Source organism: Xenophilus sp., assembly GCF_044462705.1.
GTDB classification, from domain to species: Bacteria; Pseudomonadota; Gammaproteobacteria; order Burkholderiales; family Burkholderiaceae_C; genus Xenophilus; species Xenophilus azovorans.
This window is the reverse complement of the sequence record NZ_JBIQNC010000001.1, coordinates 31,864-55,585: the sequence shown is the minus strand read 5'-3', so window position 1 is coordinate 55,585 and position 23,722 is coordinate 31,864. Positions and strand designations below refer to the sequence as shown.

Genomic DNA, 23,722 nt, shown 5'->3' with positions numbered 1-23,722 from the left:
TGTTCTGGGGAACCCATGACCACACTTACGACGATTGCCGCAGGAACTGGGGCGATCCCGGACATCAACGACAACTTCCTGGCGACTGGGCCTGCCGGGATGTATGCGCGTCGTGCCATCGCATCTTCTGGATTAGTTTGGGGCTACTACGGCGGAATCGCATTCGGCAACACGATTTCGAACGGAACAGTGACGCTCACCGCTTCGAGCACCAACTACATCGTTGCCGCTCGCTCGAATGGTGCGGTGTCTGTCTCCACGTCGAACACGAACTGGAACAACGCGACCGACTACTACAGGCTTTATCAGGTCGTCACCGGTTCTGCGTCCGTCTCAAGTTACACCGACCACCGCGACTTCACTAGCGGCGGCGGAGGGGCAACCGATTTCATCAGCCTCGGCGACGTTCCTGGCGCCTATACCGGCGAGGGCGGGGCCTACGTTCGGGTAAAGGCCACCGAGGACGGCCTGGAGTTTGTTCCGGGCGGATCGGGCGGTGACGCCGAAGACATCACGTATGACCCCAGCACGTCTGGCCTGAGCGCGACAGATGTTCAGGCGGCCATTGATGAGCTTGCCGCCGCGCCCACTCAGATGCAATGCATCCCTATTGCGTGCAGCGACGAGACGACCGCGCTTTCGGCGGGCACGGCCAAGGTCACGTTCAGGATGCCGTATGCCATGACGCTGACCTCTGTTCGCGCCTCTCTGACGACTGCGCAAAGCAGCGGCTCCATCTTCACCGTCGATATCAACGAGTCGGGATCATCAATCCTGTCCACCAAGCTGACGATAGACAACACGGAGAAGACAAGCACGACCGCAGCAACGCCGCCCGTGATCAGTGATTCGTCTCTCGCTGACGACGCGGAAATCACCATCGACATTGACCAGATCGGCAATGGGACGGCTGCGGGTCTCAAGGTCTATCTGATCGGGACGCCCTGATGCTGCTCAATCCGTATCGCTTCGGCGCCACGTCATGGAGCCCACTCAATCTATCCGGTCTGAGCGCTTGGTACATCTCCGACTATCCCGGAAACACCCTGACATCGGGTGAGCTTGCCACGATCTTTGATCGATCTGGGCGTGGAAACCACATGTCCAACTTGGGCGGAAGTTCCGCGAACCGTGCAACGATGGTTGCATCAGGACTCAACGGGCGCACGATATGGCGCAGCGATTCGGCGTCCAAGAGAGGCGCATTCAACTGCGCTGCGACCGACGGTAGAAGCATCACGACGAGTGTCAGCGGAGTGACGATGTTCGCGGTGCAGCGAATGAACCCTGCCCAAACTGTTGCCGCTGATGCTAGTGTTATCAGATTCACGACGGCGGGTGGCACGGCTTCCAGGGCAATGATTGGCCGAGGCGACACCGCCGTGAACGCAATCTATACCGGAGGCCGCAGGACTGATTCGGACAGCTACGCTGGCGCGGCCGACACGACCGATTATTCCAATAACTGGGCGGTGATCGTTGGCGTCATCGACTACGCCAATGCAAACGCATATGTTTCCGTCAATGGGACTATTACTGCCAACAATCCGTCGTTCCAAATTCCGTCAAATAGTGACACAGCCGTCAGCCAGTACTTCGCCGTAGGGCACAACGGCAACGGTGCAACACATGCATTTGGAGACTATGCAGAGTTGGGCGCTACCCGTTTGGCACTTGGATTGTCAGATCGGCAGAAGTTGGAAGGCTACTTGTCCTGGCAATGGGGCCTGGAAGGCGACCTGCCAGGTGGTCACCCCTATAAATTGTCTCCCCCCTAACCGCCTCCGGGCGGTTTTCTTTTGCCTGAAAGGTTGCCCAGTGCCAGCAAAGCAAGAACTCCATGACATCGCCATTGAGGCAGCCAAGGCATCCCCGGGGGTGTTGGTGTCCGGCATCACGCTCAATACCGTCGTGACGATAGCCACGCTGGTCTTCGTCGTCCTCCAAATCGCGTACCTCACCCGGAAGTGGATACGCGAGGAAACCGAGTGGGGCAGGAAGATCAAGCGGTGGGCTGAGCGGCACGGGATCTCGAAGCCGATGGAGCTGGACGAATGAAGACTCCTGGCGCACCGAGCATCCCCGCCTCGCTCGCGCGCAAGGGCGCGATCCCCGCTGCACTCCTCGCCGCGCTGACCAGTCCCCTGGCGTACACCACCCTGGAGCGCATGGAAGGCAACATCCTGCGGGTGTATCGGGACAACCTGGCTGGAGGCATCCCCACCTACTGCGCCGGCCGAACGGACTGGAATGCGAAGGTCGGGGAAAAGCTGACCGACGACCAGTGCCGCGAAGTGAACAAGGTCACTCTGCTGGAGTATGGCTACGCGATCCTGAGCTGCGTCTCGTGGGACTACCTGTCTGCCTCGCGCCTGATCGGCCTGACGATGTTCGCCGTCAACGTCGGGAAGGAGGGTGCCTGCGGCTCACAGGCGGTGCGCAACATCAACGCCGGCAGGGTGATGCAGGGGTGTGACCTGATCGCGCGAACCCCGGACGGGCGGCCGAACTGGTCGAACGCTGGCGGGAAGTACGTGCAGGGCCTGCAAAACCGTAGGCAGGCCGAGCGCAAGCTATGTCGGGAGGAGGCATGACCGAGAAGCTGCTTGAGAAGAAGTGGATCGTGACGTGCTACCTGCTGCTGATTCCCACGGTGCTGAGGCTGGTGGACAAGCTCACGGAATCGGGCCTGCTGACGATCTGGGGCCTTGCTGCCGGGGCGTTTCTCACCGCCGAAGTCGTCGAGAAGGCGACCGCGAAGGAGCCGTGATGCCCTGCACCCGCTGCGGATCGCCTGACCACACGGTGAGCAAGTGCCCGTGGCCCACCCCAATGAACCCAATCGTTCACCCAAATGGCACCCCAAAGGGCGGCGCTGGCCCGCGCAGCAGGCCACCCCTTTTGGTTGCACAAGGCCAACAAAATCAACCACTTGCGCGCATCGAGTCGGCGGCGCGGAGCCTCCAGGTGGCCACCCCTAAAACGGTGGATTTGCACCAAATTGCACCATGACCGCCCTCCTGAACTGGCGCCTGTGGGCTGCTGCTGGGGTGGCGATGCTGCTGGCCTGGACCCACTGGCAGGCGTACCGGCAGGGTGGGGCGAGCGCGAGGGTGGAGTTGTCCGACCTGCGCGCCAGCTACGCCGAGGCCGGCCGACACGCCGAAAAGGCCGAGCGCGCAAAGGAGCGCACCTGGGCCGAACGCATTGAGGAGGTATCAACCCATGCCGAAGCCGAGAAAAACGCCCTGGCGGCTGATCTGGCCGCTTCCCGCGCTGCTGCTGACGGCCTGCGCACAGCCGCTGCCAGTGCAGCCCGTAGAGCCTGCCCGCGTGCCGCCGCTGCCGACCCAGGCCAGGGTCAGCCTGGTGCCGACCCCCTCGATCTGCTGGTTGACGTGCTCGGTCGGGCTGACGCGCGAGCGGGAGAGCTGGCGGAGTACGCTGACCGCGCCCGAATAGCCGGGCAGGCGTGCGAGCGGGCTTACGACGCCATCACGAAGTAGCCCCCTGCCTCGGCACGACCCACGCATCCAGCCCGGCAGCGAGGGCAGCACAGGCAAGGGCGGTGCGCCGATCAATGGCGCGATCCCCCGCGATCCACTCCGCGTACGTGCGCCGTCCTATGCCCAGGGCCTCGGCGGCAGTGGTGTAGCTGTAGCCCATGTGGGCCTGCCAGGCGCGCAGGTCGGCGGGGGTCATGGCGCCTTGCCCTCGCGCATCCACGCATTGGCCTTGATGCCCCATCCGGGCGGCTTGGGCCGCTTGGCGGCCTCCAGCAAGGCTGCTTTGGTGTTGGGGTGCGCGGGCTTGCCGCGCTTGATCTCGGCCATCCTAGCCAGTGCCTCGGGCGATGCGGCGGCAGCACGCCCGCGGGCCGCTGCGTCCGGGGGCACACCAGTGCGCTCCTGCAGCAGCTTGCGCGTGCCGTCGGTGACGCGGCCCACGCCGAGCGCCTTGCGCCACATCCATACCGTGGTGGTGCTGACGCCCCACCAGTAGCAGACCGCCTCCGACGACTCCGTGTGGACGGCGCGGCTCAACTCAGCGGTCAGGATCAGCGAGGCGCGGCCACGCCTTTTATGGCGCGGCCAGGAGAGCGGCGCGGCGGTCCATCCGCCGACCTCCACGCGCCCGGCGATCTCGTCATCCAGCCAGTCGCCCGGGCGGCAGGCGGGTGGCTGGTAAGGGCCGGCAATCAGCTCAGGCGCTGGCATGGGAGAGCGCGGCCTGCGCCTTGCGCTGATCGAGCATGGAGACGGCGCCGGCGCGCATCATGACGAGGTTGCCCGTGGCCTTGTTGCGCGCCAGAGCGCCGATCTCGTCGCCGCGCTGCACGGTGCCCAGCATGTCCCAGCCGGGCGGCACGGCGTGCTGGTAGAGCCGCCAGGGGCCGCATGGCGTGATGATGAGACGAGCGCGGTTGCTCATGGCATCAATGCGCGCGCCGCCAGCCCTCGATGGGTCGCACAGTGGCGATGGCCTTGAGTGCGGCTTCGGGGCTGCGCCACATCTCGGCATGGGCGGCGGTCAGGCCGCGCACGTAGTCGCTGGCCTTGTAGATCGGACGGTAGGGCTTGCCGTTGCCCCGGGCGATGCTGTCCGCGTCCTTGACGTAGAGCGAGCCGTCGAAGTCGTCGTAGGCGTACTCGCGGACGAGGCCGTCCGCGTCGGTGATCGTGGCCTCTTGCATCGTCGGCTCCTTACTTGGCCATGCGGCTCTTGATGATCTGGATTTCGAGGTGGGTCACGCCGGCCTCGGCCTCGATCTTGGGCATGTCCAGCATGCTGATGTTGCCAGCCTTGCTGTACTTGGCCACTGCAGCGGCCCAGGCGGCGCGGTACTGGCCGATGTTGTCAATGATGTGCTGGATGCGGGCCTCGGACTTGGCGCGGGCCTCTTGCTCAATGGCGGCTGCGTGGGGGTTGTAGCCGTAGCCACCCTCGTTGTGGATGGCTGCGTGGCGGGCGGCTTGTTGCGCTGCGGACATTTTTCTCTCCTTGCCCCTCATCCCGGGAGGCGCCGGTGGACTGCGATGCGCTGTCCATGGGTGTTAATGTAGTGCGGAAATCGCACTAGGGCAAGCACTTTTTTAGGTGCTCGGCCCTAATCGCGGGGCCGCAGCACCCAGGACTGCGCGTAATCGTAAGGCACCCCAAGGTGGTCGATCCGCTCGAACCCGGCGATCACCAGCCGGTCGGGCGTCATCTCGATCACCCTGGCGTCCCATAGCTCCATCGACCCATCTTCCCATGTCGCCGTCGCGATGGTGATGACGCGCTGGCCCAGCTCCGGCTTGACGACCTCGCGCATGCCCACCGTGACCCCGCGCCGTCGTGTCGCGGGGAATGCGTGCTGCCACCCGGGGATCACCATCCCCTTCTCGCGGGTGTAGATCAGGTCAAACTGCAAGGCCATGATACTGGTTGAATATCCAGTATTATCCGGTCCAAGCCGCTCCACAATGGGCTCATGTGCAACCGTTACGAGTCGCCCGCCGAGCGCGAGATCGAGGACTTCTGGCACATCGGCCGGGCCAATCAGCCGCGGTGGTACGACACCCCGCGCGAGGTGTTCCCGCGCGCGCCTGGGCCGTTCGTGCGGCGCGCCAGGGGGGATTACGGCTATTCGCGCGAGCTGGTCGTGGGCCAGTGGGGTTTGATCCCCTGGTTCGCCAAGACCCCGAAGCTGACCTACTCCACCAACAACGCGCGCAGCGAGGAGTTGGAGGGCAAGGCCACCTTTAAGGACCCGTGGAAGCGCGGGCAACGCTGCATCATCCCCGCCTGGGCCTTCGACGAGCCCAACTGGGAGTCCGGCAAGAATGTCTGGTGGCGCTTCCGCCGTGCGGATGGGCAGCCCTGGGGCCTGGCCGGGCTATGGGCGACGTGGACCGACAGGACGACAGGGGAAGTCCACGAGTCCTACACCATGCTCACCATCAACGCGGATACACATCCCCTGATGCGCCGCATGCACAAGCCAGATCCGAAACTGCCACCAGATCAGCAGGACAAGCGGTCAGTGATCCCGCTGGAGCCGCAAGACTGGGATCAGTGGCTCGCCGGGACCACAGCTGATGCGCAGGCGCTCCTGAAACTCGCCCCCGTGGAGGTATTTGATGCCGGACCCGCAAGTGAGACTTGAGGCGCTTTTGGACGGTGCCACGCCCGAGCAACTGCACATCGCCCAACGGGCGGCGGAGCAAGCCCTAGATGCTGCCGGTGTGACACCAGCCCAAGCCTATGCGGCAGAGGTCGCCCTGCTGGACTGGGGCGACAGCGACACCAACGAGGCATTCCGACCATCGCCGGAGCAAAGCAGGGCGCTCGATGCTCTGGACCTGGCCGAGCGCGCAGCCAATGAAGCGCTCAAGATCCAGCCGGGCCAACTGGGCGTGATGCTGGATTGGGCGGAGTCGTGAACTTCCCCTCCCGACCGCAGTTGCCGCAGCGAGCGGTGTAGGTCTCGCCGGGCGGGGAGGGCTCCTGCCGGTGCAGTTCCCACGTCCTGGCGCACATCGGGCAGCGCAGGCGGATGTGGGTGGGCGAGAAGAGGTGGACGCCGAAGGTCAGCACGGCTGCATTCTGCCCCTCGAAGCGCAGGACGTAGAGGAGGCAGTACATGGGGCAATTCTGCCTGTGCAATTTCGGTGTAATTTCCTGAAAAATCTGGCTCATTCCAGCCTGTCAGGAGCGCCGCTTCCCCTCTGAGACGAACCTGCGGCATGGGTCGAACTGGCATTCACACTGCAGGGGTCGCAAGTTCGAACCTTGCATCGCCCACCATTCACAAGAAGCATTCCCGTTTCATCGACGTCCCACCCCGCGTGGGACGGATTCGGGGCGGCCGAACGGGCCCCATCGCCAAGCCGGGGGGCCCCGACACATGACGACGCGCTTCCTGGACAGATTCGTCAGCCGCGAACACCGCTTCACTCTTGGCGTCGACCGGCAAACCGGTCAATACTATCTTTCCACGCCCGTCTCCGGCATGAACCGGGCCGCCGAATGGGAGGCGTACTTCGTGATCGGCGAGGATCAGTTCCGGCTCTTCCAGGCCTCGCCCGGCGCTGCGGAGGGTTTCCTCGAGGACTGCCGCATGGGTCGCAATGACGCCCGGCTGATCCATCCGAAGTAGGGCGCCGGCTCCTGCCGAAGCACGACGCACTGCATCGGCAGCCAACATGGAAGGACCCTCATGAAATCCATGTCGATCTTTGGCGTCGCGGCGCTCGCCGCGTTCTGCTTCGGCCAGGCCCAGGCGCAGTTCGATCCCGGCGCCTCGATGGACCTGGGTGCCGGCATGGGCGCGACCGCCTTGGGGCAATCCACGCTGAGCGGCACCCGCAACATCGGCCAGGGCGGTCACGCCTCGGACGAGCTGTCGCCGACCATGAGGAAGTACTGCGCGCAATGGCCGGACGAAGGCGTGTGCAAGGCGGATCGCGCCCGCCGGGCGAGAGGCGGTCCTCAGGCGGCGGCGCCGCGCCGGGCTGCTGAACCGGATCAGGCGGCCATGATGCGTTCGCTTGCACCCGAATACCGGCGCCGCATCCGTGACCATGGCCAGGCGGAGGCAGACCGCTGGCTCGCGCAGACAGCCCGGGAAATGGGCCGGCGGGACGGCGTAGCCGCGCGTCGTGCCCAAGGCCGGTGAGGCGCTGCGCGGCACCACCATCCGGCAGGCATCGCGTGGTCCTCGGCCGACGCCCGGTCGCGGCGGCCTCCGCCTGCCGCGCATCGGCCGGATCGGCGCATCATCTGCAGCAAAGGAGGCCGCCATGCCAGACCTGCCCACGCCGATCACGCCCGACGATCCGGCCGAACTGCCCGTGGAGCCGGACCGCGGCCCCGCCATGCCCGCCGCGCCGCCCTCGGATTCGACGATTCCCCCGCCGGTCAAGCCGGACCACGGACAGGCGCTGCGTGCGTGGCGCCGGCTGACGCTGTCCAGGCACTTCATGCGCGCGGCCAACTTCCGCTGGCGGATGGTCTGAGCGCCGGTCCAGCGGCTAAGCTCGCCGCATGGACGAATTCGATTGCGCCGTCATCGGCGCCGGTGTGGTGGGCCTGGCCGTCGCGCGTGCGCTGGCGCTGCAGGGCCGCGAGGTCATCGTGCTGGAGTCTGAAGGCGCCATCGGCACCGGCACCAGTTCCCGCAACAGCGAGGTGATCCACGCCGGCATCTACTACCCGCAAGGCTCGCTCAAGGCGCGGCTGTGCGTTCAGGGCAAGGAGATGCTCTACGCCTACGCCGCCGAGCGGAACCTCCCCCATCGCCGCTGCGGCAAGCTGATCGTGGCCACGGCGCCCGCGCAGGCGGCGGCACTGGAGGACATCGTCCGCAAGGCGCGCGCGAACGGCGTCGACGACCTGCAGGCGCTCGATGCGCGGCAGGCCCGCGCGCTGGAGCCGTCGCTGTCCTGCGAGGCCGCCTTGCTTTCGCCCAGCACCGGCATCGTCGACAGCCACGCGCTGATGCTCGCGCTGCAGGGCGACCTGGAGAACGCGGGCGGCATGCTGGCGCTCAAGTCGCCGGTGGCGCGCGCCGTCTGCGGGCCGGCGGGGATCGACCTGGTCGGCGTCGACGGCACGCAGTTGCGCTGCCGCTCAGTGGTCAACGCGGCGGGTCTGGGGGCGCCGGCGCTGGCGCGGCGCTTCGACGGGCTGGACCCGCGGCACGTGCCCGCCGCCCACTGGGCCAAGGGAAGCTATTTCACGCTCGCCGGGCGCTCGCCGTTCAGCCGGCTGATTTATCCGGTGCCCGAAGCCGCGGGGCTGGGCGTGCACCTGACGCTGGACCTGGGCGGGCAGGCGAAGTTCGGGCCCGACGTGCAGTGGGTGGATTCGCCGGACGACCTGGAGGTCGATCCGTCCCGCGCCGACGGCTTCTATGCCGAGGTCCGCAAGTACTGGCCGGCCCTGGCCGACGGGGCGCTGCAGCCGGGCTACGCGGGCATCCGGCCGAAGATCTCCGGGCCGGGCGAGCCGGCCCGCGACTTCGTCATCCAGGGGCCGGCCGAGCACGGCGTCGCCGGGCTGGTCAACCTGTTCGGCATCGAGTCGCCTGGGCTGACCAGCAGCCTGGCGATTGCGGAATTCGTGGCCCGAATGCCGGACATATCCCACTAAAGCCGCGCGCATCACGGGGTAACATGGTCGGCACGCCGCTTGCAGGCGTGTCCACTGCCGGCGCTTCGCCGGCGTCGTGATCACACTGAGGGAAGGTTCATCACCCATGTCCGCAACCAAGAATCTCGAAGCAGCCGCCAACGCCGTGGTCGAAGACCTCGCCAGCGACGTCAAGGGGGTGCTCTCCAGCAAGGAACTGGAATCCGTGCCTCAGGTCAAGGCGCTCAAGCAGCGTGTCGAGGCCAAGCTGGCCATCGCCCGCGAGCTGGCGGCCGAGAAGAGCCGCATCGCCGCCAAGCGGGCCAAGGACGCGGCGCAGACCGCCAACGCCTACGCCCATGACGAGCCCTGGCAGATCGCCGCCGGCGCACTGGCGGTCGGCGTGCTGGTGGGCCTGCTGCTTGGCCGCCGCTGAGCGTCCGACCCTGTCGGCGGCCGGGCTCCGGCGCCGCGGGTTTGATCTGCAGGGAGCATGGAGGCGCGGCGCATGAAGCGGCTGCTGGGTCTTTTCGGCATCGACGAACGGATTGCCCGCGTGCGCTCCGCCGTGGGCGAGGGCGTGATCGCGGCGGAGGACCGTGCGCAACTGGTGCGCATGGCGCTCGCCGACCTGAAGACGCCGCTGCAACGCATGGCGGCGCTGCTGGTGGCGCTGGTCGGGCTGACCATCGTGATGGCGGTGCTGCTCTCGCTGGCGGTGATCGTGCATTTCTGGGACACGCCCCAGCGCAGCACGGCCGCCTGGATCGTGGCCCTGGTGTGGATCGTCCTCTGGGCGGGCGCGCTGGTCGGCCTGGTGACGTCGCTGCGCGGCGCCTCGTCGGCCGTGCAGCCGGCGCAGCTGGAGTTCGAGCGCGACATCGAGTGGCTGCAGGCGCGCTTCGGCGACGAGGACAAGCCGCGCGAGCCGCGCCCGGCCACCCTGGCCGAGCTGGTCGACCGCATCGAAGGCCAGCGCCGGCGCCTGGTCCTGGCCGAGCGCCTGGAGGCCGCCGCCGAGGCGGCGCAGGCGGAGGCTGTGGCGGCAGGCACGGCGCGCGAGCCGCTGCAGGCGCGGGCCACGCGCATGGCGCGCGAGCATCCGGTGGCGGCCGGCGCCGCGGCCGCGGTGCTGCTGGCGGCCGTCGGTCCGCGCCGGGTGCTCAAGGCCGCGAGCTGGGCGCTGCCGATCCTCTGGAAACTGCGCTGAGTTTTTCCGGGAAGCCGCCGAGCGCGTGATGCGCCGGCGGCTTTTTCTTTTTCGGCGGGCTGTCAGCCCCGGCGCAGCGCCTGCGCCACCTCGCGCACCAGCGCCGGGCCCTTGTAGATGAGGCCGGTGTAGATCTGCACCACGTCCGCGCCGGCGGCGCGCTTGGCCTGTGCGTCCGCGCCGCTGAGGATGCCGCCCACGCCGATGATCGGGAAGTCCGGCCCCAGGGCCGCGCGCAGGCCCGCCACGACGCGGTCGCTGGCCTCGCGCACCGGCGCGCCCGAGAGGCCGCCGGTCTCCCCGGCGTGGCGCATGCCCTGCACGGCGGCGCGCTCCAGCGTGGTGTTGGTGGCGATGACGCCGTCCATGCCGTGGCGGCGCAGCGTGTCGGCGATGACCGCCACCTGGTCCGCCACCAGGTCCGGCGCGATCTTGACGAACACCGGCACATGGCGGCCCTGCGCGGCCGCCAGGACGCCGCGCCGCTCGGCGATGGCGCCCAGCAGCGCGTCCAGCGCCTCGTCGCTCTGCAGGCTGCGCAGGTTGGCGGTGTTGGGGCTGGAGATGTTGACCGCCACGTAGTCGGCGTGCGGGTACACGCCCTCCAGGCCGAGCAGGTAGTCGTCCACCGCCCGCTCGATGGGCGTGGCGGCGTTCTTGCCGATATTCAGGCCCAGCAGCATCGGCGTGCGGCCGGCGCGCTGCGCCTGCTGGCGGAAGCGCGCCTTCTGCACATTGGCGACGAAAGCGTCCAGCCCCTCGTTGTTGAAGCCCAGCCGGTTGATCAGCGCCTGCGCATCGGGCAGGCGGAACATGCGCGGCTTGGGGTTGCCGGGCTGCGCCCTGGGCGTGACGGTGCCGACCTCGACGAAGCCGAAGCCCATCGCGGCGAAGGCGTCGATGCAGCGGGCGTTCTTGTCCAGGCCGGCGGCCAGGCCGACGCGGTTGGGGAAGGCCAGGCCGGCCAGCGTCACCGGGTCGTCGATGCGCGCCGAGGCGTACAGGCAGGCCAGCGGCGTGTTCTGCGTGCGCGCCAGGTTGTCGAGGGTGAGTTCGTGTGCGGCCTCGGGGTCGAGCCCGAAGAGGAAGGGGCGGGCCAGGCCGTAGGCGAGGGAGAGCATCGGATAATTCGCGGCTTCTTTTCTGTCGAGACGAACCCAGGATTTTCCGCCATGAACGCACCCGCACCGACCCAGGACGAACTCAAGGCGATGGTGGGGCAGGCCGCGCTGGCCTACGTGCCGCGCGGCGAGATCGTGGGCGTGGGCACCGGCTCCACCGTCAACAAGTTCATCGAGGCGCTGGCGACGATCAGGGGCGAGATCCGCGGCGCCGTCTCCAGCTCCGTGGCGTCGACCGAGCGGCTGCGCGCGCTGGGCATCGAGGTGTTCGACAGCAACGCGGTGGACGAGCTGGCCGTCTACATCGACGGCGCCGACGAGATCGACGGGCGCGGCTTCATGATCAAGGGCGGCGGCGCGGCGCTCACGCGCGAGAAGATCGTCGCCGCGCAGTCGAGCCGCTTCGTGTGCATCGCCGACGCCTCCAAGCGCGTCGACGTGCTGGGCGCTTTTCCGCTGCCGGTGGAGGTGATCCCGATGGCGGTGCGGCGGATCATGCGGCAGTTCGCGGCGCTGGGCGGCGTGGCGCAGGTGCGCGAGAAGGACGGCGCGCCGCTGGTCACCGACAACGGCCAACACATCCTCGACGTGAGCGGCCTGGCGATCGCCGATCCGCTGGGCTTCGAGAGCGAGGTGAACCAGTGGCCGGGCGTAGTCACCGTCGGCGTGTTCGCGCACCAGAAGGCCGACGTGTGCCTGCTGGCGGCGCCGCAGGGCGTGCAGACGCTCAGTTTCGGCTGAGCGCCGCCGTCAGAAGCGGATGCCGGCCGGGTTCGAGGGCGTGGGGCCGTTGGCGTCTGCCGGCGGGGGCGGCGCGGCAGGGGCCTCGGCCGGAGCGGTGGCCGCCGGTGCCGGCGGGGTGACGCGCTGCTGCGCCACCAGCGGCTGGGCCGGCGGGTTGCGGTAGCCGGGCGGCAACTGCACGCTCTTCGCATAGCCTGCCGAGTCCAGGTAGCGCGACCACTCCGCGTCCGCGAAGCCCTTGACCTGCTGCGTGCCGATGGTCAGCAGCGGCAGCGAATTCTGGCCCGAGAGACGTTCCAGCGCGGCGATGTCGTCCGGCGTCTTCACCGTGCGCTCGTCGAAGGGGATGCCGCGCGTGAGCAGCAGGTTGCGGCCCGTCTCGCAGGGAGCGCAGTCGTCACCCGTGTAGATCGTCACCGGGTAGCGCTGCACGACCTGGCGCAGTTCGTACGGCAGCAGGGCCCCGGCGCCCGCGCCGCTGCTGCCCGCCCGGCCGGGCGCGACCGGCTGGGCGCTGGCCGCCGGCGGCCGGTCGGTGTAGGTGACGCGGCCGTTGGCGTCCACCTGCCGGTACAGACCCTGCGCGGCGGCGCTGCCGGCGGCAAGGCAAAGGGCAATGGCGCTGAGTCTCGGGTGCAGGTGGCTCATGGGGGGGTAACGGGGTGGCGGAGCTGCGGAGATTACCGCAGCCGCGCCGCCCTCAGGCCGCCAGCGGCTCGGCCATGCCCTGGTGGCGCAGCAGCGCGTCGAGCTGCGGCTCGCGGCCGCGGAAGGCCTTGAAGCTCTCCATCGCCGTGCGGCTGCCGCCGGCCTCCAGGATCTGCTGGCGGTAGCGGCGGCCGGTCTCGATGCTGGGCGCGCCGTCCGGGCTCACCGTCTCCTCGAAGGCCGCGTAGGCGTCGGCGCTGAGCACCTCGGCCCACTTGTAGCTGTAGTAGCCGGCCGCGTAGCCGCCCGAGAAGATGTGGGTGAAGGTGTTGGGCGTGCGGCTGAAAGGCGGCGCCGGGAGCACCGCGACCTCGCTGCGCACCTGGTCCAGCAGCGCCATCACGGCGCCGGGCTGGGCGTGGGCGGCGTCGAAGTCGGTGTGCAGCAGCATGTCGAACAGCGCGAACTCGATCTGGCGCAGCGTCTGCATGCCGCTCTGGAAGTTCTTGGCCGCGGTCATCTTGTCGAACAGCGGGCGCGGCAGCGGCTGGCCGGTGTCGGCATGCGCCGTCATGTGCGAGAGCACATCCCACTCCCAGCAGAAATTCTCCATGAACTGGCTGGGCAGCTCGACGGCATCCCATTCCACGCCGCTGATGCCCGAGACGTCGTGCTCGTTGACCTGCGTCAGCATGTGGTGCAGGCCGTGGCCGAACTCGTGGAAGAGGGTGATCACGTCGTCGTGGGTGAGCAGCGGCGGCTTGCCGTCCACGCCCTCGGCGAAGTTGCACACCAGGTGCGCCACCGGCGTCTGCAGTGCGCCGGTGTCAGGGCGCAGCCAGCGGGCGCGCACGTCGTCCATCCAGGCACCGCCGCGTTTGCCGGTGCGCGCGGAGGGGTCGAGGTAGAACTGGCCGACCTTCGTGCCGGCGCGCTCGATGCGGTAGAACTCCACCGTCGGATGCCACACCGGCGCGCTGTCGCGCACGATCTTCACCTCGAACAGCGTCTCGACGATCTTGAACAGGCCCGCCAGCACCTTCGGCGCCGGGAAGTACTGCTTGACCTCCTGTTCGCTGAAAGCGTAGCGCGCCTCCTTGAGCTGTTCGCCGATGTAGCTCCAGTCCCAGGGCTGCGGGTCGGCGATGCCCAGTTCCTTCGCGGCGAACTCGCGCAGCTCGGCCACGTCGCGCAGGCCGTAGGGCCGGGCCTTGGCGGCCAGGTCGCGCAGGAACTTCACCACCTGGGCGGGCGACTCGGCCATCTTGGGCACAACCGACAGCTCGCCGAAGTTGCGGTAGCCCAGCAGCTTCGCCTCTTCCTCGCGCAGCGCCAGGATCTCGGTGATGAGCGGGGTGTTGTCGAAGGCCGCGTCGCCGAACTCGCTGGCACGGGTGACGTAGGCGCGGTAGAGCCGCTCGCGCAGCGCGCCGCTCCTGGCGAACTGCATCACCGGCAGGTAGCTGGGCATCTTGAGCGTGAGCTTGTAGCCGGGCTTGCCCTCCGCCTCGGCCGCGGCGCGGGCGGCGGCGATCACGTCTTCCGGCAGGCCGTCCAGTTCGTCGCGCTCGGCGTAGTGCGCGAAGGCATCGGTCGCGTCCAGCGCGTTCTCGCTGAACTTCTGGGACAGCTCGGCCTGGCGCTCCTGGATCTCGGCGAAGCGCTTCTTCGCTTCGCCCTGCAACTCGGCGCCGCCCAGCACGAAGTTGCGCACGGCGTTCTTGTGGGCCTGGCGCTGCTCGGCGTCGAGCGTGGCAGGGTCGATGGCCTTGTACTTGGCGTACAGGCGCTCGTCGGAGCCCAGGCGGGTCCAGAAGGCGGTCACGCGCGGCATCGCCTCGTTGTACGCGGCGCGCAGGGCCGGCGTGTCGGCGACGGCGTTGAGGTGCCCCACGGCGCCCCAGGCGCGGCCGAAGCGTTCGGTCGCCACGTCCAGCACGCGGGCGATGGCGGCCCACTCGGCCGGGAAGGCCGGTTTCGTCACTTCCTCCAGGGCTGCTTCGGCCTCGGCCAGCAGCGTGTCCACGGCCGGCGCGACGTGCTCCGGGCGGATCCGGTCGAACAGCGGGAGGTCGGTGAAGTCGAGGAGGGGATTGGCGCTCATGTCGGTCATCTGGAGGCGGGAGAAGCGGGCTTCAAGTCAGGCGGTGGCGCGCTCGGCCGCCTCGATGGTGTTGACCAGCAGCATGGCCCGGGTCATGGGACCGACGCCGCCGGGCACGGGCGTGATCCAGCCCGCCACCTCTTTCACGCCATCGAAATCCACGTCGCCGCACAGCTTGCCCTCGGCGTTGCGGTTCATGCCCACGTCGATGACCACCGCGCCGGGCTTGACCATGTCGGCCGTCACCAGGCCCTGCCTGCCCACCGCCGCCACGATCACGTCGGCCTGGCGCGTCATCGCACCCAGGTCGGCCGTGGCGCTGTGGCAGATGGTGACGGTGGCGCTGCGGCCGAGCAGCATCATCGCCATCGGCTTGCCGACGATGTTGCTGCGGCCGATGACCACCGCGTGCTTGCCGCGCAACTCGTAGCCGATGGAGTCGAGCATGCGCAGGCAGCCGTGCGGCGTGCAGGGCCAGAAGCCCGGCTGGCCGACCATCAGAGCGCCGGCGCTGGCGACGTGGAAGCCGTCGACGTCCTTGGCGGGCGAGATGGCCTCGATGATCTTGTGGCTGTCCATGTGCTTGGGCAGCGGCAACTGCACCAGGATGCCGTGTACGGACGGGTCCTTGTTCAGCGCGTCGATGCGCTCCAGCAGTTCGGCTTCGGCGAGGTCGGCGCCGTAGCGCTCCAGCTTCGCCGCCAGGCCGGTCTCGCTGCTGTCGTTGACCTTGTGCTTCACGTAGACCTGGCTGGCCGGATCGTCGCCGACCAGGATGATGGCCAGGGTGGGCTCGACGCCGCGCGCCTTGAGGGCCTGAGTGCGGCCGGCGACTTCGGCGCGGATCTGGCGGGCGAGGGCGTTGCCGTCGATGAGCTGGGCTGTCATGGGATGTCTGGACTCACAAGTGAAAACGCCCGCTCACGCAGGGGGCGAGGCGGGCGCTGGTCGCTGCTGAAGGCAGCGGGATCAGGGCGTCACGGCCTTGGCGGATGCGGCAGGCTGCGCGGGCGACTGGCCCAGTGCGATCTTGAGCAGGTCGGCCACGGTGTTGGCGTTGAGCTTTTCCATGATGTTGGCGCGGTGCGCCTCCACCGTCTTGATGCTGATGCCCAGGTCGTCGGCGATCTGCTTGTTCAGGCGCCCGGCGACGATGCGCTCGAGCACCTGCGCCTCGCGGCCGGTGAGCTTGGACAGCAGCGCGTCGCGGCTGGCCGACTGCTGGTGCTGTGCGAAGGCGGTGCGCGCGTGCTCGAGCATGCGCTCGACCAGGGCGACCAGGGCCTCGTCGTCGAAGGGCTTCTGGATGAAGTCCATCGCGCCCTTCTTCATGGCGTCGACCGCCATGGGCACGTCGCCGTGGCCGGTGATGACCACGATGGGCAGCGGCGACTTGCGCTCGATGAGCTTTTCCTGCAACTCCAGCCCGCTCATGCCGCCCATGCGGATGTCGACGATCAGGCAGGCCACCTCGCGCGGGTCGTAGCGCGAGAGGAAGGATTCGGCCGAGTCGAAGCAGCGCACCCGGTAGTCCTTGCCTTCGAGCAGCCATTGCAGCGAGTCGCGCACGGCCTCGTCGTCATCCACCACATAGACCGTGCCCTTCTTCGGAATCAGACTCATGCGTTGACCTTTACCTCGTCGCTCGCTACGGATTCAATAGCGCCGGACACCGGAATCCAGAAGGAAAAACGGCAACCGGCGATCTCCGATCCATTGTAGAGGTTCTCCGCCTGCATCCGGCCGCGGTGGGATTCGACGATGCTGCGGCACAGGTTCAGCCCGATGCCCATGCCCTCGCGCTTGGTGGAGAAGAAGGCCTCGTACAGCCGCTCCAGCACCTCCGGCGCCAGGCCCATGCCCGTGTCCTGCACCGAGAACTCCACCGTCGGCTGGCCGCCCAGCGTGCGGGGCACCACCCGCAGCTCGACGCTGCGCCGCGCGGTCGGCCGCTCGGCCAGGTCGATGGACTCGGCGGCGTTCTTCATCAGGTTGACCAGCACCTGCTCGATGAGGATGCGGTCCACGTTCAGCGCCGGCAGCCGGGCCGCCACATAGTGGTTCAGGCGCACGTTGCGGCGGCGCAGTTCGATGCCCGCCAGCTCCACCGCCTCGCTGACCATGGTGGCGACCTCGGCCGGCGCGCGGTTGGGCTCGCTGCGCCGCACGAAGGTGCGGATGCGCTGGATGATCTGCCCGGCGCGCTGCGCCTGCTTGGAGGTCTTCTCCAGCGCCGCGAGCAGCGCCTCGGTGTCGATCTGCTGGCCGCGCAGGCGCGACATCATGCCGTTGCAGTAGTTGGTGATGGCCGTCAGCGGCTGGTTCAGTTCGTGCGCCACGCTGGAGGCCATCTCGCCCATGGTGATCAGGCGGCTGGCGGCCTGCGCGCGGTCGGCCTGCACGGCGGCCTGCTCCTCGGCGTCGCGCCGGGCAGTGATGTCGGTGGCGATCACCAGCTGCGCCAGGCGCCCGTCCACCCAGGTCAGGTAACGCGAGCGGACCTCCAGCCACTTGCCCAGCTCGGGGATGTAGATCTCGTTGTTGGCCGGCTGGGCGGCCGTGAGCGTGTCCAGCGGCAGGCCGGCCAGCGGGTCGACGTCGTCGAAGGCGGAGTCCTGCGACTGGCTGCCGGGCACCCCGGCCTGGGCCACCATGTCCAGGTGGCCTTCGGAGTCGGAGCCGAACCACGAGCGGTACATCTTGTTGGCGAACAGCAGCTCCTCGCTGCCCAGCGGCGCCACCGAGACCGACGCATCCAGCGCCTCCAGCACCGTCGTGAAGCGCTCGTGCGAGGCCGAGAGCTGCTCGCGGATGCGGGTGGGCTCGGTGATGTCGGTCATCGAGGTCATCCAGCCGGCCTGGTGGCCGCGCGCGTCGATCAGCGGCGAGACGTACAGGCGGGCATTGAAGACGGTGCCGTTCTTGCGTTTGACGCGCACCTGGAAGCCGCCGGGCAGCGCGCGGCCGTGGATCTCCTCCTCCAGCCGTTCGCTCATCAGCTCGTGGTCGGACTCCAGCCAGTAGGGGAAGGGCGGCGTCTGCCCGACCAGTTCCTCTTCGCTCCAGCCCGTCATGGCGCAGAAGGCGGCGTTCACGTAGGTGATGCGGCCTTCGAGGTCGAGCACGCGCATGCCGGTGAGCATGGAGTTCTCCATCGCCCGGCGGAAATTCGTCTCGGCCACCAGCGCCTGCTGGGTCTGCAGGCGCCGCCGCGTGTGGCGCCAGGTGCCGATCAGCATCCAACTGGTCAGCATCGACAGCGCCACCACCAGCCAGAACAGGCCGTTGCCCACCAGCCCCTGCGAGGTGCGGTAGGCCTGGGCGCGGAACACCAGGCCGTTGCCCACCGGCGAGACGGGCACCTCGAACTCGTTGGCCGGCCGGTCCCAGGGCAGCAGGCGCAGTTCTTCCTCGCGCGGGTTGATGGTGTTGCCGGCGATGGTGTGCGCGTGGGCGTCCAGCAGCGACACCGCATAGCGCGCCGCCACTTCCGGCGGCACGCCGTAGCGCAGCAGCCCGTCGATGGAGAACTCGCCCAGCACCACGCCGGCGAACAGGCCCTGGTCGTACAGCGGGATGTGCAGCTGCAGCAGGCTGGGCGGCTCCTGCCCGGCGGTGGGTTGCGAGAACACCGGCTGGCGCAGTTCGCGCGCCAGGGCGTAGTTGCTTTCCGTTTCGCCGGGGCGCAGCACGTCGCCCGGCGGGCGCTGCTGCGCCGGGTGCACGCTGGGCGCGGCGTAGCTGGACTGCACGCGGCGCCGGTCGTCGATCCAGCTGACCACCTGCAGTTCGGGGTACTGGCTCACCAGCGATTCCGCCCGGCTGCGGAACTCCGCGGCGTCGATCTCGCGGTTGCCGGCATCGCGCGCCAGGCGCATCAGCTGCTCCTGGCGCTCCAGCAGGCGCAGGCGCAGGCGCTGCTGGGCGTATTCCACGTCGCGCTTGACAGATTCCTGCTCGCGCTCGAGTTCCTCGGCGCGCAGATAGGAGAAGGCCGCCACGATGGCCGCCAGGAACAGCAGCACCGCCACCAGCGGCACCAGCATCGCCACCCGGTCCTGCGACACCGGCGTCTGCCGCTTCCACCAGCGCCGCCACCACGACAGCGGCGAAGCGTTCACCGCATGGCGCGCCGCGGACAGGGGGTTGGAGAAGGGCATCGGCGAAGTGTAGGGTGAAGCCTCTCCCGCACCTTCCTGCGGAGACATTTCGCGGGCTGTTATTTCATATAAAGAAAATGACAAGCATAATTTGGAATGCCCATCTTTTTGTGAGACACTGCACGCGCTCCACGCGAGCGCGCACTAAATTACCGGACCACACATCGACGAAGGAGACACAGGATGTCGGCGAATCCCGAGAACCACTTCGGCGCGGCTGCCAACGATGCAGACGCCCAGGAAACCAAGGAGTGGAGGGATGCCCTCTCCGCCGTCATTCAGGCCGAAGGCCCCGAACGCGCCCACTTCCTGCTGGAAGAGCTGCTTGAGCATGCCCGCCAGAACAGCGTGGACATGCCGTTCTCGGCCAACACCGGCTACGTCAACACCATCGAGCCCAGCCAGGAGGCGCGCAGCCCCGGCAACCTGGAGATCGAGCAGCGCCTGCGCGCCTACATGCGCTGGAACGCCATGGCCATGGTGGTGCGGGCCAACCGCCACCATCCGCCCGAAGGCGGCGACCTGGGCGGCCACATCGGCTCCTTTGCCTCGCTGGCCAGCATGTTCGGCGCCGGCTTCAACCATTTCTGGCACGCCGAGAGCGAGAACCACGGCGGCGACCTGCTGTACATCCAGGGCCACGTCTCGCCCGGCATCTATGCGCGCGCCTACCTCGAGGGGCGCCTGACAGAAGAACAGCTCCTGAACTTCCGCCAGGAAGTGGACGGCAAGGGCCTGTCCAGCTACCCGCACCCGAAGCTGATGCCCGAGTTCTGGCAGTTCCCGACGGTGTCGATGGGCCTGGGTCCGATCATGGCGATCTACCAGGCGCGCTTCCTCAAGTACCTGCACGCGCGCGGCATCGCCGACACCAGCAACCGCAAGGTCTGGGTGTTCTGCGGCGACGGCGAGATGGACGAGGTGGAGTCGCTGGGCGCCATCGGCCTGGCGGCGCGCGAGAACCTGGACAACCTGATCTTCGTCATCAACTGCAACCTGCAGCGCCTGGACGGCCCGGTGCGCGGCAACGGCAAGATCATCCAGGAGCTGGAGGGCGAGTTCCGCGGCTCGGGCTGGAACGTCGTCAAGCTGATCTGGGGCAAGGGCTGGGACGCGCTCCTGGCCAAGGACCATGACGGCGCGCTGCGCAAGGTCATGATGGAGTGCAACGACGGCGACTACCAGGCCTTCAAGGCCAACGACGGCGCCTACGTGCGCAAGCACTTCTTCGGCCGCGACCCGCGCACGCTCAAGATGGTCGAGCACATGACCGACGACGAGATCTGGGACCTGCGCCGCGGCGGCCACGACTCGCAGAAGGTGTATGCGGCCTTCCATGCCGCACAGAACCACAAGGGCCAGCCCACGGTGCTGCTCGTCAAGACCGTCAAGGGCTTCGGCATGGGCAAGATCGGCGAGGGCAAGAACACGGTGCACCAGACCAAGAAGCTGGACGACGAGGACATCAAGGCCTTCCGCGACCGCTTCAACATCCCGATCCCCGACAGCCAGATCGCCGAACTGCCCTTCTTCAAGCCGGCCGAGGACACGCCGGAGATGAAGTACCTGCACGAGCGCCGCAAGGCGCTGGGCGGCTACCTGCCGCACCGCCGCACCAAGGCCGACGAGAGCTTCACCATCCCCTCGCTGGACACCTTCAAGGCGGTGCTGGAGCCCACGGCCGAAGGCCGCGAGATCAGCACCACCCAGGCCTACGTGCGCTTCCTCACGCAGCTGCTGCGCGACAAGGCCGTCGGGCCGCGCGTGGTGCCCATCCTGGTGGACGAGGCGCGCACCTTCGGCATGGAGGGCCTGTTCCGCCAGATCGGCATCTACAACCCGCATGGCCAGCAGTACACCCCGGTCGACAAGGACCAGGTCATGTACTACAAGGAAGACACCAAGGGCCAGATCCTGCAGGAAGGCATCAACGAAGCGGGCGGCATGGCCAGCTGGATCGCCGCGGCAACCTCGTACTCGACGAGCAACCGCATCATGATCCCGTTCTACATCTACTACTCGATGTTCGGGTTCCAGCGCGTGGGCGATCTGGCCTGGGCCGCCGGCGACATGCAGGCTCGCGGCTTCCTGCTGGGCGGCACCTCCGGGCGCACCACGCTCAACGGCGAGGGCCTGCAGCACGAGGACGGCCACAGCCATATCCTGGCCGGCACCATCCCCAACTGCGTCACCTACGACCCGACCTTCGCGCACGAGGTGGGCGTGATCCTGCACCACGGCCTCAAGCGCATGGTGGAGAAACAGGACAACGTCTTCTACTACCTGACGCTGCTCAACGAGAACTACGCCATGCCCGGCCTGCAGCCCGGCACGGAGGAGCAGATCATCAAGGGCATGTACCTGTGCAAGAGCGCGCCCACGCTGCAGCAGGCCAACGTGCCCACGGTGCAGCTGCTGGGCAGCGGCACCATCCTGCGCGAGTCGATCTTCGCCCAGGAACTGCTGGCCAAGGACTGGGGCGTGGCCGCCGGCGTGTGGAGCTGCCCGAGCTTCAACGAGCTGGCGCGCGACGGCCAGGACGCCGACCGCTGGAACCTGCTGCATCCGACCGAGACGCCGCGCGTGCCCTTCGTGGCCGAGCAGCTCGGCAAGAGCACCGGCCCGGTGATCGCCTCCACCGACTACATGAAGTCCTACGCCGAGCAGATCCGCCCCTTCGTCCCCAAGGGCCGCAGCTACCGCGTGCTGGGCACCGACGGCTTCGGGCGCAGCGACTTCCGCAGCAAGCTGCGCGAGCACTTCGAGGTCAACCGCCACTACATCGTGGTCGCTGCCCTCAAGGCGCTGGCCGACGACGGCGTGCTGCCCGCGGCCAAGGCCGCCGAGGCGATCAAGAAGTACGGCATCAACGCCGACAAGATCAACCCGCTCTACGCGTAACAACCATCACAACCACGAGCGCCTGGGGACGGGCGGGAGACAGAAGACATGGCAGCAGTCGAAGTGAAGGTGCCGGACATCGGCGATTTCAAGGACGTCGCGGTGATCGAGGTGCTGGTCAAGCCCGGCGACACGGTGCAGGCCGAGCAGTCGCTGATCACGGTGGAGTCGGACAAGGCGTCGATGGAGATCCCGTCGTCGGCCGCCGGCGTCGTCAAGGAAGTGAAGGTCAATGTCGGCGACAAGGTGAATGAAGGTTCGCTGGTGGTGATCCTGGAAGGCGAGGGCGGCGGCGCGGCACCGGCCCCAGCCCCCGCGGCCGAGGCGCCTGCGCCCGCCGCGCCGGCCCCGGCGCCCGCGAGCGCGGCACCCGCGCCCGCGCCGGCGGCCGCCTCCGGGCCGGTCGAGGTGAAGGTGCCGGACATCGGCGACTTCAAGGAAGTCGCGGTGATCGAGGTGCTGGTCAAGCCCGGTGACACGGTGCAGGTCGAGCAGTCGCTGATCACGGTGGAGTCGGACAAGGCCTCGATGGAGATCCCGTCGTCGGCCGCCGGCGTCGTCAAGGAAGTGAAGGTCAGCGTCGGCGACAAGGTGAGCGAGGGCTCGGTGGTGTTGGTGCTCGAAGGCGTGGCCGGCGCCGCGTCCGCCGCACCGGCACCTGCCGCCGCCGCGCCCCAGGCCGCGCCGGCACCGGCGCCCGCTGCGGCGACGGCGAGCGCACCGGCGGCCACGCCGGCTGCCGCCGCACCGCACGACCCGACCAAGGCGCCCAGCGGGGCGCTGCCCCATGCCTCGCCGTCCGTGCGCAAGTTTGCCCGCGAGCTCGGCGTGCCGCTGGAAGAGGTCAAGGGCTCCGGCCTCAAGGGCCGCATCACGCAGGAGGACGTCCAGAAGTTCACCCAGGCTGTCATGAGCGGCGCCGCGCAGACCCAGGCCCAGGCGGCCAAGGCGCCGGCGGGCGGCTCCGGCGCCGGCCTCGATCTGCTGCCGTGGCCCAAGGTCGACTTCGCCAAGTTCGGCCCGGTCGAGCGCAAGGACCTGTCGCGCATCAAGAAGATCAGCGGCGCCAACCTGGCGCGCAACTGGGTGATGATCCCGCACGTCACCAACAACGACGAGGCGGACATCACCGAGCTGGAGGCCTTCCGCGTCTCCACCAACAAGGAGAACGAGAAGTCCGGCGTCAAGGTGACCATGCTGGCCTTCGTCATCAAGGCCGTGGTCGCGGCGCTGAAGAAGTTCCCCGAGTTCAACACCAGCCTGGACGGCGACACCCTCGTCTACAAGCAGTACTTCCACGTCGGCTTCGCGGCCGACACGCCCAACGGGCTGGTGGTGCCGGTGCTCAAGGACGCCGACAAGAAGGGCATCCTGCAGATCAGCAAGGAGATGGGCGAGCTCGCCAAGAAGGCGCGCGACGGCAAGCTGGGCGCGGCCGACATGAGCGGCGGGTGCTTCTCCATCAGCTCGCTGGGCGGCATCGGCGGCACGCACTTCACGCCGATCATCAACGCGCCGGAGGTGGCGATCCTGGGCCTGTCCAAGGGCCAGACCAAGCCGGTGTGGGACGGCAAGCAGTTCGTGCCGCGCCTGGTGCTGCCGCTGTCGCTGTCGTACGACCACCGTGTCATCGACGGCGCCGCGGCGGCGCGCTTCAATGCCTACCTGGGCCAGTTGCTGGCGGACTACCGTCGCATCGTGCTCTGACACGCCGGTCGCG

General features: G+C 68.2%; 29 protein-coding genes. 17 read left to right on the top strand and 12 right to left on the bottom strand.

The genetic code is table 11. The annotated features are described in order from the left end of the window. Window positions 1-15 precede the first annotated feature (15 nt). The 6 genes from ACIY1X_RS00280 to ACIY1X_RS00255 all read left to right on the top strand — a co-directional run bounded on the left by ACIY1X_RS00280 (window position 16) and on the right by ACIY1X_RS00255 (window position 3,506). Window positions 16-948 (top strand): hypothetical protein, encoded by a 933-nt coding sequence (locus ACIY1X_RS00280; protein ID WP_399677121.1) that lies wholly within the window; start codon window positions 16-18, stop codon window positions 946-948. Further along, on the top strand, window positions 948-1,778 hold the full coding sequence (locus tag ACIY1X_RS00275) for a hypothetical protein (RefSeq protein ID WP_399677120.1): 831 nt from the start codon (window positions 948-950) through the stop codon (window positions 1,776-1,778). The genes ACIY1X_RS00280 and ACIY1X_RS00275 overlap by 1 nt, the downstream gene beginning before the upstream one ends. Before the next feature lie 40 nt (window positions 1,779-1,818). Next, window positions 1,819-2,058, top strand: a complete 240-nt coding sequence (locus ACIY1X_RS00270) for a hypothetical protein (RefSeq protein ID WP_399677118.1) — start codon at window positions 1,819-1,821, stop codon at window positions 2,056-2,058. Continuing rightward, window positions 2,055-2,594, top strand: a complete 540-nt coding sequence (locus ACIY1X_RS00265; protein WP_399677116.1) for a glycoside hydrolase family protein — start codon at window positions 2,055-2,057, stop codon at window positions 2,592-2,594. Before ACIY1X_RS00270 ends, ACIY1X_RS00265 begins: the two co-directional genes overlap by 4 nt. Continuing rightward, entirely contained in the window at window positions 2,591-2,770 is a 180-nt protein-coding gene (locus ACIY1X_RS00260; RefSeq protein WP_399677113.1) for a hypothetical protein, read from the top strand. The genes ACIY1X_RS00265 and ACIY1X_RS00260 overlap by 4 nt, the downstream gene beginning before the upstream one ends. A gap of 238 nt (window positions 2,771-3,008) precedes the next feature. Continuing rightward, on the top strand, window positions 3,009-3,506 hold the full coding sequence (locus ACIY1X_RS00255) for a DUF2514 family protein (RefSeq protein WP_399677111.1): 498 nt from the start codon (window positions 3,009-3,011) through the stop codon (window positions 3,504-3,506). On the opposite strand, the gene ACIY1X_RS00250 is transcribed toward ACIY1X_RS00255, so the two are convergent. From ACIY1X_RS00250 to ACIY1X_RS00225, 6 genes are all read right to left on the bottom strand, one after another. Then, window positions 3,496-3,702: a helix-turn-helix domain-containing protein gene (locus ACIY1X_RS00250; protein WP_399677110.1), complete on the bottom strand. Its 207-nt coding sequence runs from the start codon at window positions 3,700-3,702 to the stop codon at window positions 3,496-3,498. The genes ACIY1X_RS00255 and ACIY1X_RS00250 overlap by 11 nt on opposite strands. After that, on the bottom strand, window positions 3,699-4,217 hold the full coding sequence (locus tag ACIY1X_RS00245) for a hypothetical protein (RefSeq protein WP_399677109.1): 519 nt from the start codon (window positions 4,215-4,217) through the stop codon (window positions 3,699-3,701). Before ACIY1X_RS00245 ends, ACIY1X_RS00250 begins: the two co-directional genes overlap by 4 nt. Further along, complete coding sequence (locus ACIY1X_RS00240; RefSeq protein WP_399677108.1) at window positions 4,204-4,431, bottom strand: hypothetical protein; 228 nt, start codon at window positions 4,429-4,431, stop codon at window positions 4,204-4,206. Before ACIY1X_RS00240 ends, ACIY1X_RS00245 begins: the two co-directional genes overlap by 14 nt. Before the next feature lie 4 nt (window positions 4,432-4,435). Then, window positions 4,436-4,693: a hypothetical protein gene (locus tag ACIY1X_RS00235; protein ID WP_399677107.1), complete on the bottom strand. Its 258-nt coding sequence runs from the start codon at window positions 4,691-4,693 to the stop codon at window positions 4,436-4,438. A 10-nt stretch (window positions 4,694-4,703) separates the two neighbouring features. Further along, window positions 4,704-4,991 carry a hypothetical protein gene (locus ACIY1X_RS00230; RefSeq protein ID WP_399677105.1) on the bottom strand — a complete coding sequence of 96 codons (288 nt, stop codon included), beginning with the start codon at window positions 4,989-4,991 and terminating at the stop codon, window positions 4,704-4,706. Between the two features lie 116 nt (window positions 4,992-5,107). Further along, window positions 5,108-5,419 carry a hypothetical protein gene (locus ACIY1X_RS00225; RefSeq protein WP_399677103.1) on the bottom strand — a complete coding sequence of 104 codons (312 nt, stop codon included), beginning with the start codon at window positions 5,417-5,419 and terminating at the stop codon, window positions 5,108-5,110. A 54-nt stretch (window positions 5,420-5,473) separates the two neighbouring features. On the opposite strand from ACIY1X_RS00225, the gene ACIY1X_RS00220 reads away from it, so the two are divergent. The 8 genes from ACIY1X_RS00220 (at window position 5,474) to ACIY1X_RS00185 (ending at window position 10,324) form a co-directional block, all read left to right on the top strand. Further along, window positions 5,474-6,148, top strand: coding sequence for an SOS response-associated peptidase (locus ACIY1X_RS00220; RefSeq protein WP_399677101.1), 675 nt, complete (start codon window positions 5,474-5,476; stop codon window positions 6,146-6,148). After that, complete coding sequence (locus tag ACIY1X_RS00215; RefSeq protein ID WP_399677100.1) at window positions 6,123-6,425, top strand: hypothetical protein; 303 nt, start codon at window positions 6,123-6,125, stop codon at window positions 6,423-6,425. The genes ACIY1X_RS00220 and ACIY1X_RS00215 overlap by 26 nt, the downstream gene beginning before the upstream one ends. 464 nt (window positions 6,426-6,889) lie before the next feature. After that, complete coding sequence (locus tag ACIY1X_RS00210; protein WP_399677098.1) at window positions 6,890-7,141, top strand: hypothetical protein; 252 nt, start codon at window positions 6,890-6,892, stop codon at window positions 7,139-7,141. A gap of 60 nt (window positions 7,142-7,201) precedes the next feature. Continuing rightward, on the top strand, window positions 7,202-7,660 hold the full coding sequence (locus ACIY1X_RS00205) for a hypothetical protein (RefSeq protein ID WP_399677096.1): 459 nt from the start codon (window positions 7,202-7,204) through the stop codon (window positions 7,658-7,660). A 124-nt stretch (window positions 7,661-7,784) separates the two neighbouring features. Next, window positions 7,785-8,000 carry a hypothetical protein gene (locus ACIY1X_RS00200; protein ID WP_399677094.1) on the top strand — a complete coding sequence of 72 codons (216 nt, stop codon included), beginning with the start codon at window positions 7,785-7,787 and terminating at the stop codon, window positions 7,998-8,000. 28 nt (window positions 8,001-8,028) lie between these two features. Beyond that, window positions 8,029-9,135, top strand: coding sequence for an NAD(P)/FAD-dependent oxidoreductase (locus ACIY1X_RS00195; RefSeq protein ID WP_399677093.1), 1,107 nt, complete (start codon window positions 8,029-8,031; stop codon window positions 9,133-9,135). A gap of 106 nt (window positions 9,136-9,241) precedes the next feature. Continuing rightward, a complete protein-coding gene (locus tag ACIY1X_RS00190) occupies window positions 9,242-9,550 on the top strand; it encodes a DUF883 family protein (protein ID WP_038210216.1) in 309 nt (102 codons plus the stop codon). A 72-nt stretch (window positions 9,551-9,622) separates the two neighbouring features. Then, on the top strand, window positions 9,623-10,324 hold the full coding sequence (locus ACIY1X_RS00185; protein ID WP_399677091.1) for a phage holin family protein: 702 nt from the start codon (window positions 9,623-9,625) through the stop codon (window positions 10,322-10,324). A gap of 62 nt (window positions 10,325-10,386) precedes the next feature. Here the strand turns inward: ACIY1X_RS00185 and ACIY1X_RS00180 are convergent, their stop codons facing one another. Next, the gene (locus tag ACIY1X_RS00180) at window positions 10,387-11,445 is read right to left on the bottom strand and encodes a quinone-dependent dihydroorotate dehydrogenase (protein ID WP_399677089.1); all 1,059 of its coding nucleotides are present in this window, start codon (window positions 11,443-11,445) and stop codon (window positions 10,387-10,389) included. A 51-nt stretch (window positions 11,446-11,496) separates the two neighbouring features. On the opposite strand from ACIY1X_RS00180, the gene rpiA reads away from it, so the two are divergent. After that, window positions 11,497-12,186, top strand: a complete 690-nt coding sequence (rpiA, locus tag ACIY1X_RS00175; RefSeq protein ID WP_399677087.1) for a ribose-5-phosphate isomerase RpiA — start codon at window positions 11,497-11,499, stop codon at window positions 12,184-12,186. Between the two features lie 9 nt (window positions 12,187-12,195). Here the strand turns inward: rpiA and ACIY1X_RS00170 are convergent, their stop codons facing one another. The 5 genes from ACIY1X_RS00170 to ACIY1X_RS00150 all read right to left on the bottom strand — a co-directional run bounded on the left by ACIY1X_RS00170 (window position 12,196) and on the right by ACIY1X_RS00150 (window position 19,101). Continuing rightward, window positions 12,196-12,837 (bottom strand): glutaredoxin family protein, encoded by a 642-nt coding sequence (locus ACIY1X_RS00170; protein ID WP_399677085.1) that lies wholly within the window; start codon window positions 12,835-12,837, stop codon window positions 12,196-12,198. Window positions 12,838-12,889: 52 nt separating this feature from the next. Next, the gene (locus ACIY1X_RS00165; protein WP_399677083.1) at window positions 12,890-14,941 is read right to left on the bottom strand and encodes a M3 family metallopeptidase; all 2,052 of its coding nucleotides are present in this window, start codon (window positions 14,939-14,941) and stop codon (window positions 12,890-12,892) included. 36 nt (window positions 14,942-14,977) lie between these two features. Beyond that, window positions 14,978-15,829, bottom strand: a complete 852-nt coding sequence (folD, locus tag ACIY1X_RS00160) for a bifunctional methylenetetrahydrofolate dehydrogenase/methenyltetrahydrofolate cyclohydrolase FolD (protein ID WP_399677082.1) — start codon at window positions 15,827-15,829, stop codon at window positions 14,978-14,980. Window positions 15,830-15,910: 81 nt separating this feature from the next. After that, the gene (locus ACIY1X_RS00155; RefSeq protein WP_038210239.1) at window positions 15,911-16,564 is read right to left on the bottom strand and encodes a response regulator transcription factor; all 654 of its coding nucleotides are present in this window, start codon (window positions 16,562-16,564) and stop codon (window positions 15,911-15,913) included. Beyond that, window positions 16,561-19,101 (bottom strand): PAS domain S-box protein, encoded by a 2,541-nt coding sequence (locus ACIY1X_RS00150; RefSeq protein ID WP_399677080.1) that lies wholly within the window; start codon window positions 19,099-19,101, stop codon window positions 16,561-16,563. Before ACIY1X_RS00150 ends, ACIY1X_RS00155 begins: the two co-directional genes overlap by 4 nt. A gap of 183 nt (window positions 19,102-19,284) precedes the next feature. Between ACIY1X_RS00150 and aceE the strand changes: the two genes are divergently transcribed. Next, complete coding sequence (aceE, locus tag ACIY1X_RS00145; RefSeq protein WP_399677078.1) at window positions 19,285-22,002, top strand: pyruvate dehydrogenase (acetyl-transferring), homodimeric type; 2,718 nt, start codon at window positions 19,285-19,287, stop codon at window positions 22,000-22,002. Window positions 22,003-22,050: 48 nt separating this feature from the next. Then, window positions 22,051-23,709 (top strand): dihydrolipoyllysine-residue acetyltransferase, encoded by a 1,659-nt coding sequence (gene aceF / locus ACIY1X_RS00140; protein ID WP_399677076.1) that lies wholly within the window; start codon window positions 22,051-22,053, stop codon window positions 23,707-23,709. The last annotated feature ends 13 nt before the right edge of the window (window positions 23,710-23,722 follow it).

Bases quoted from the DNA above. Each gene is read 5' to 3' on its own strand.
- ACIY1X_RS00280 (WP_399677121.1), top strand. From the start codon at position 16: ATGACCACACTTACGACGATTGCCGCAGGAACTGGGGCGATCCCGGAC.
- ACIY1X_RS00275 (WP_399677120.1), top strand. From the start codon at position 948: ATGCTGCTCAATCCGTATCGCTTCGGCGCCACGTCATGGAGCCCACTC.
- ACIY1X_RS00265 (WP_399677116.1), top strand. From the start codon at position 2,055: ATGAAGACTCCTGGCGCACCGAGCATCCCCGCCTCGCTCGCGCGCAAG.
- ACIY1X_RS00260 (WP_399677113.1), top strand. From the start codon at position 2,591: ATGACCGAGAAGCTGCTTGAGAAGAAGTGGATCGTGACGTGCTACCTG.
- ACIY1X_RS00255 (WP_399677111.1), top strand. From the start codon at position 3,009: ATGACCGCCCTCCTGAACTGGCGCCTGTGGGCTGCTGCTGGGGTGGCG.
- ACIY1X_RS00250 (WP_399677110.1), bottom strand. From the start codon at position 3,702: ATGACCCCCGCCGACCTGCGCGCCTGGCAGGCCCACATGGGCTACAGC.
- ACIY1X_RS00245 (WP_399677109.1), bottom strand. From the start codon at position 4,217: ATGCCAGCGCCTGAGCTGATTGCCGGCCCTTACCAGCCACCCGCCTGC.
- ACIY1X_RS00240 (WP_399677108.1), bottom strand. From the start codon at position 4,431: ATGAGCAACCGCGCTCGTCTCATCATCACGCCATGCGGCCCCTGGCGG.
- ACIY1X_RS00235 (WP_399677107.1), bottom strand. From the start codon at position 4,693: ATGCAAGAGGCCACGATCACCGACGCGGACGGCCTCGTCCGCGAGTAC.
- ACIY1X_RS00230 (WP_399677105.1), bottom strand. From the start codon at position 4,991: ATGTCCGCAGCGCAACAAGCCGCCCGCCACGCAGCCATCCACAACGAG.
- ACIY1X_RS00225 (WP_399677103.1), bottom strand. From the start codon at position 5,419: ATGGCCTTGCAGTTTGACCTGATCTACACCCGCGAGAAGGGGATGGTG.
- ACIY1X_RS00220 (WP_399677101.1), top strand. From the start codon at position 5,474: ATGTGCAACCGTTACGAGTCGCCCGCCGAGCGCGAGATCGAGGACTTC.
- ACIY1X_RS00215 (WP_399677100.1), top strand. From the start codon at position 6,123: ATGCCGGACCCGCAAGTGAGACTTGAGGCGCTTTTGGACGGTGCCACG.
- ACIY1X_RS00210 (WP_399677098.1), top strand. From the start codon at position 6,890: ATGACGACGCGCTTCCTGGACAGATTCGTCAGCCGCGAACACCGCTTC.
- ACIY1X_RS00205 (WP_399677096.1), top strand. From the start codon at position 7,202: ATGAAATCCATGTCGATCTTTGGCGTCGCGGCGCTCGCCGCGTTCTGC.
- ACIY1X_RS00200 (WP_399677094.1), top strand. From the start codon at position 7,785: ATGCCAGACCTGCCCACGCCGATCACGCCCGACGATCCGGCCGAACTG.
- ACIY1X_RS00195 (WP_399677093.1), top strand. From the start codon at position 8,029: ATGGACGAATTCGATTGCGCCGTCATCGGCGCCGGTGTGGTGGGCCTG.
- ACIY1X_RS00190 (WP_038210216.1), top strand. From the start codon at position 9,242: ATGTCCGCAACCAAGAATCTCGAAGCAGCCGCCAACGCCGTGGTCGAA.
- ACIY1X_RS00185 (WP_399677091.1), top strand. From the start codon at position 9,623: ATGAAGCGGCTGCTGGGTCTTTTCGGCATCGACGAACGGATTGCCCGC.
- ACIY1X_RS00180 (WP_399677089.1), bottom strand. From the start codon at position 11,445: ATGCTCTCCCTCGCCTACGGCCTGGCCCGCCCCTTCCTCTTCGGGCTC.
- rpiA (WP_399677087.1), top strand. From the start codon at position 11,497: ATGAACGCACCCGCACCGACCCAGGACGAACTCAAGGCGATGGTGGGG.
- ACIY1X_RS00170 (WP_399677085.1), bottom strand. From the start codon at position 12,837: ATGAGCCACCTGCACCCGAGACTCAGCGCCATTGCCCTTTGCCTTGCC.
- ACIY1X_RS00165 (WP_399677083.1), bottom strand. From the start codon at position 14,941: ATGAGCGCCAATCCCCTCCTCGACTTCACCGACCTCCCGCTGTTCGAC.
- folD (WP_399677082.1), bottom strand. From the start codon at position 15,829: ATGACAGCCCAGCTCATCGACGGCAACGCCCTCGCCCGCCAGATCCGC.
- ACIY1X_RS00155 (WP_038210239.1), bottom strand. From the start codon at position 16,564: ATGAGTCTGATTCCGAAGAAGGGCACGGTCTATGTGGTGGATGACGAC.
- ACIY1X_RS00150 (WP_399677080.1), bottom strand. From the start codon at position 19,101: ATGCCCTTCTCCAACCCCCTGTCCGCGGCGCGCCATGCGGTGAACGCT.
- aceE (WP_399677078.1), top strand. From the start codon at position 19,285: ATGTCGGCGAATCCCGAGAACCACTTCGGCGCGGCTGCCAACGATGCA.
- aceF (WP_399677076.1), top strand. From the start codon at position 22,051: ATGGCAGCAGTCGAAGTGAAGGTGCCGGACATCGGCGATTTCAAGGAC.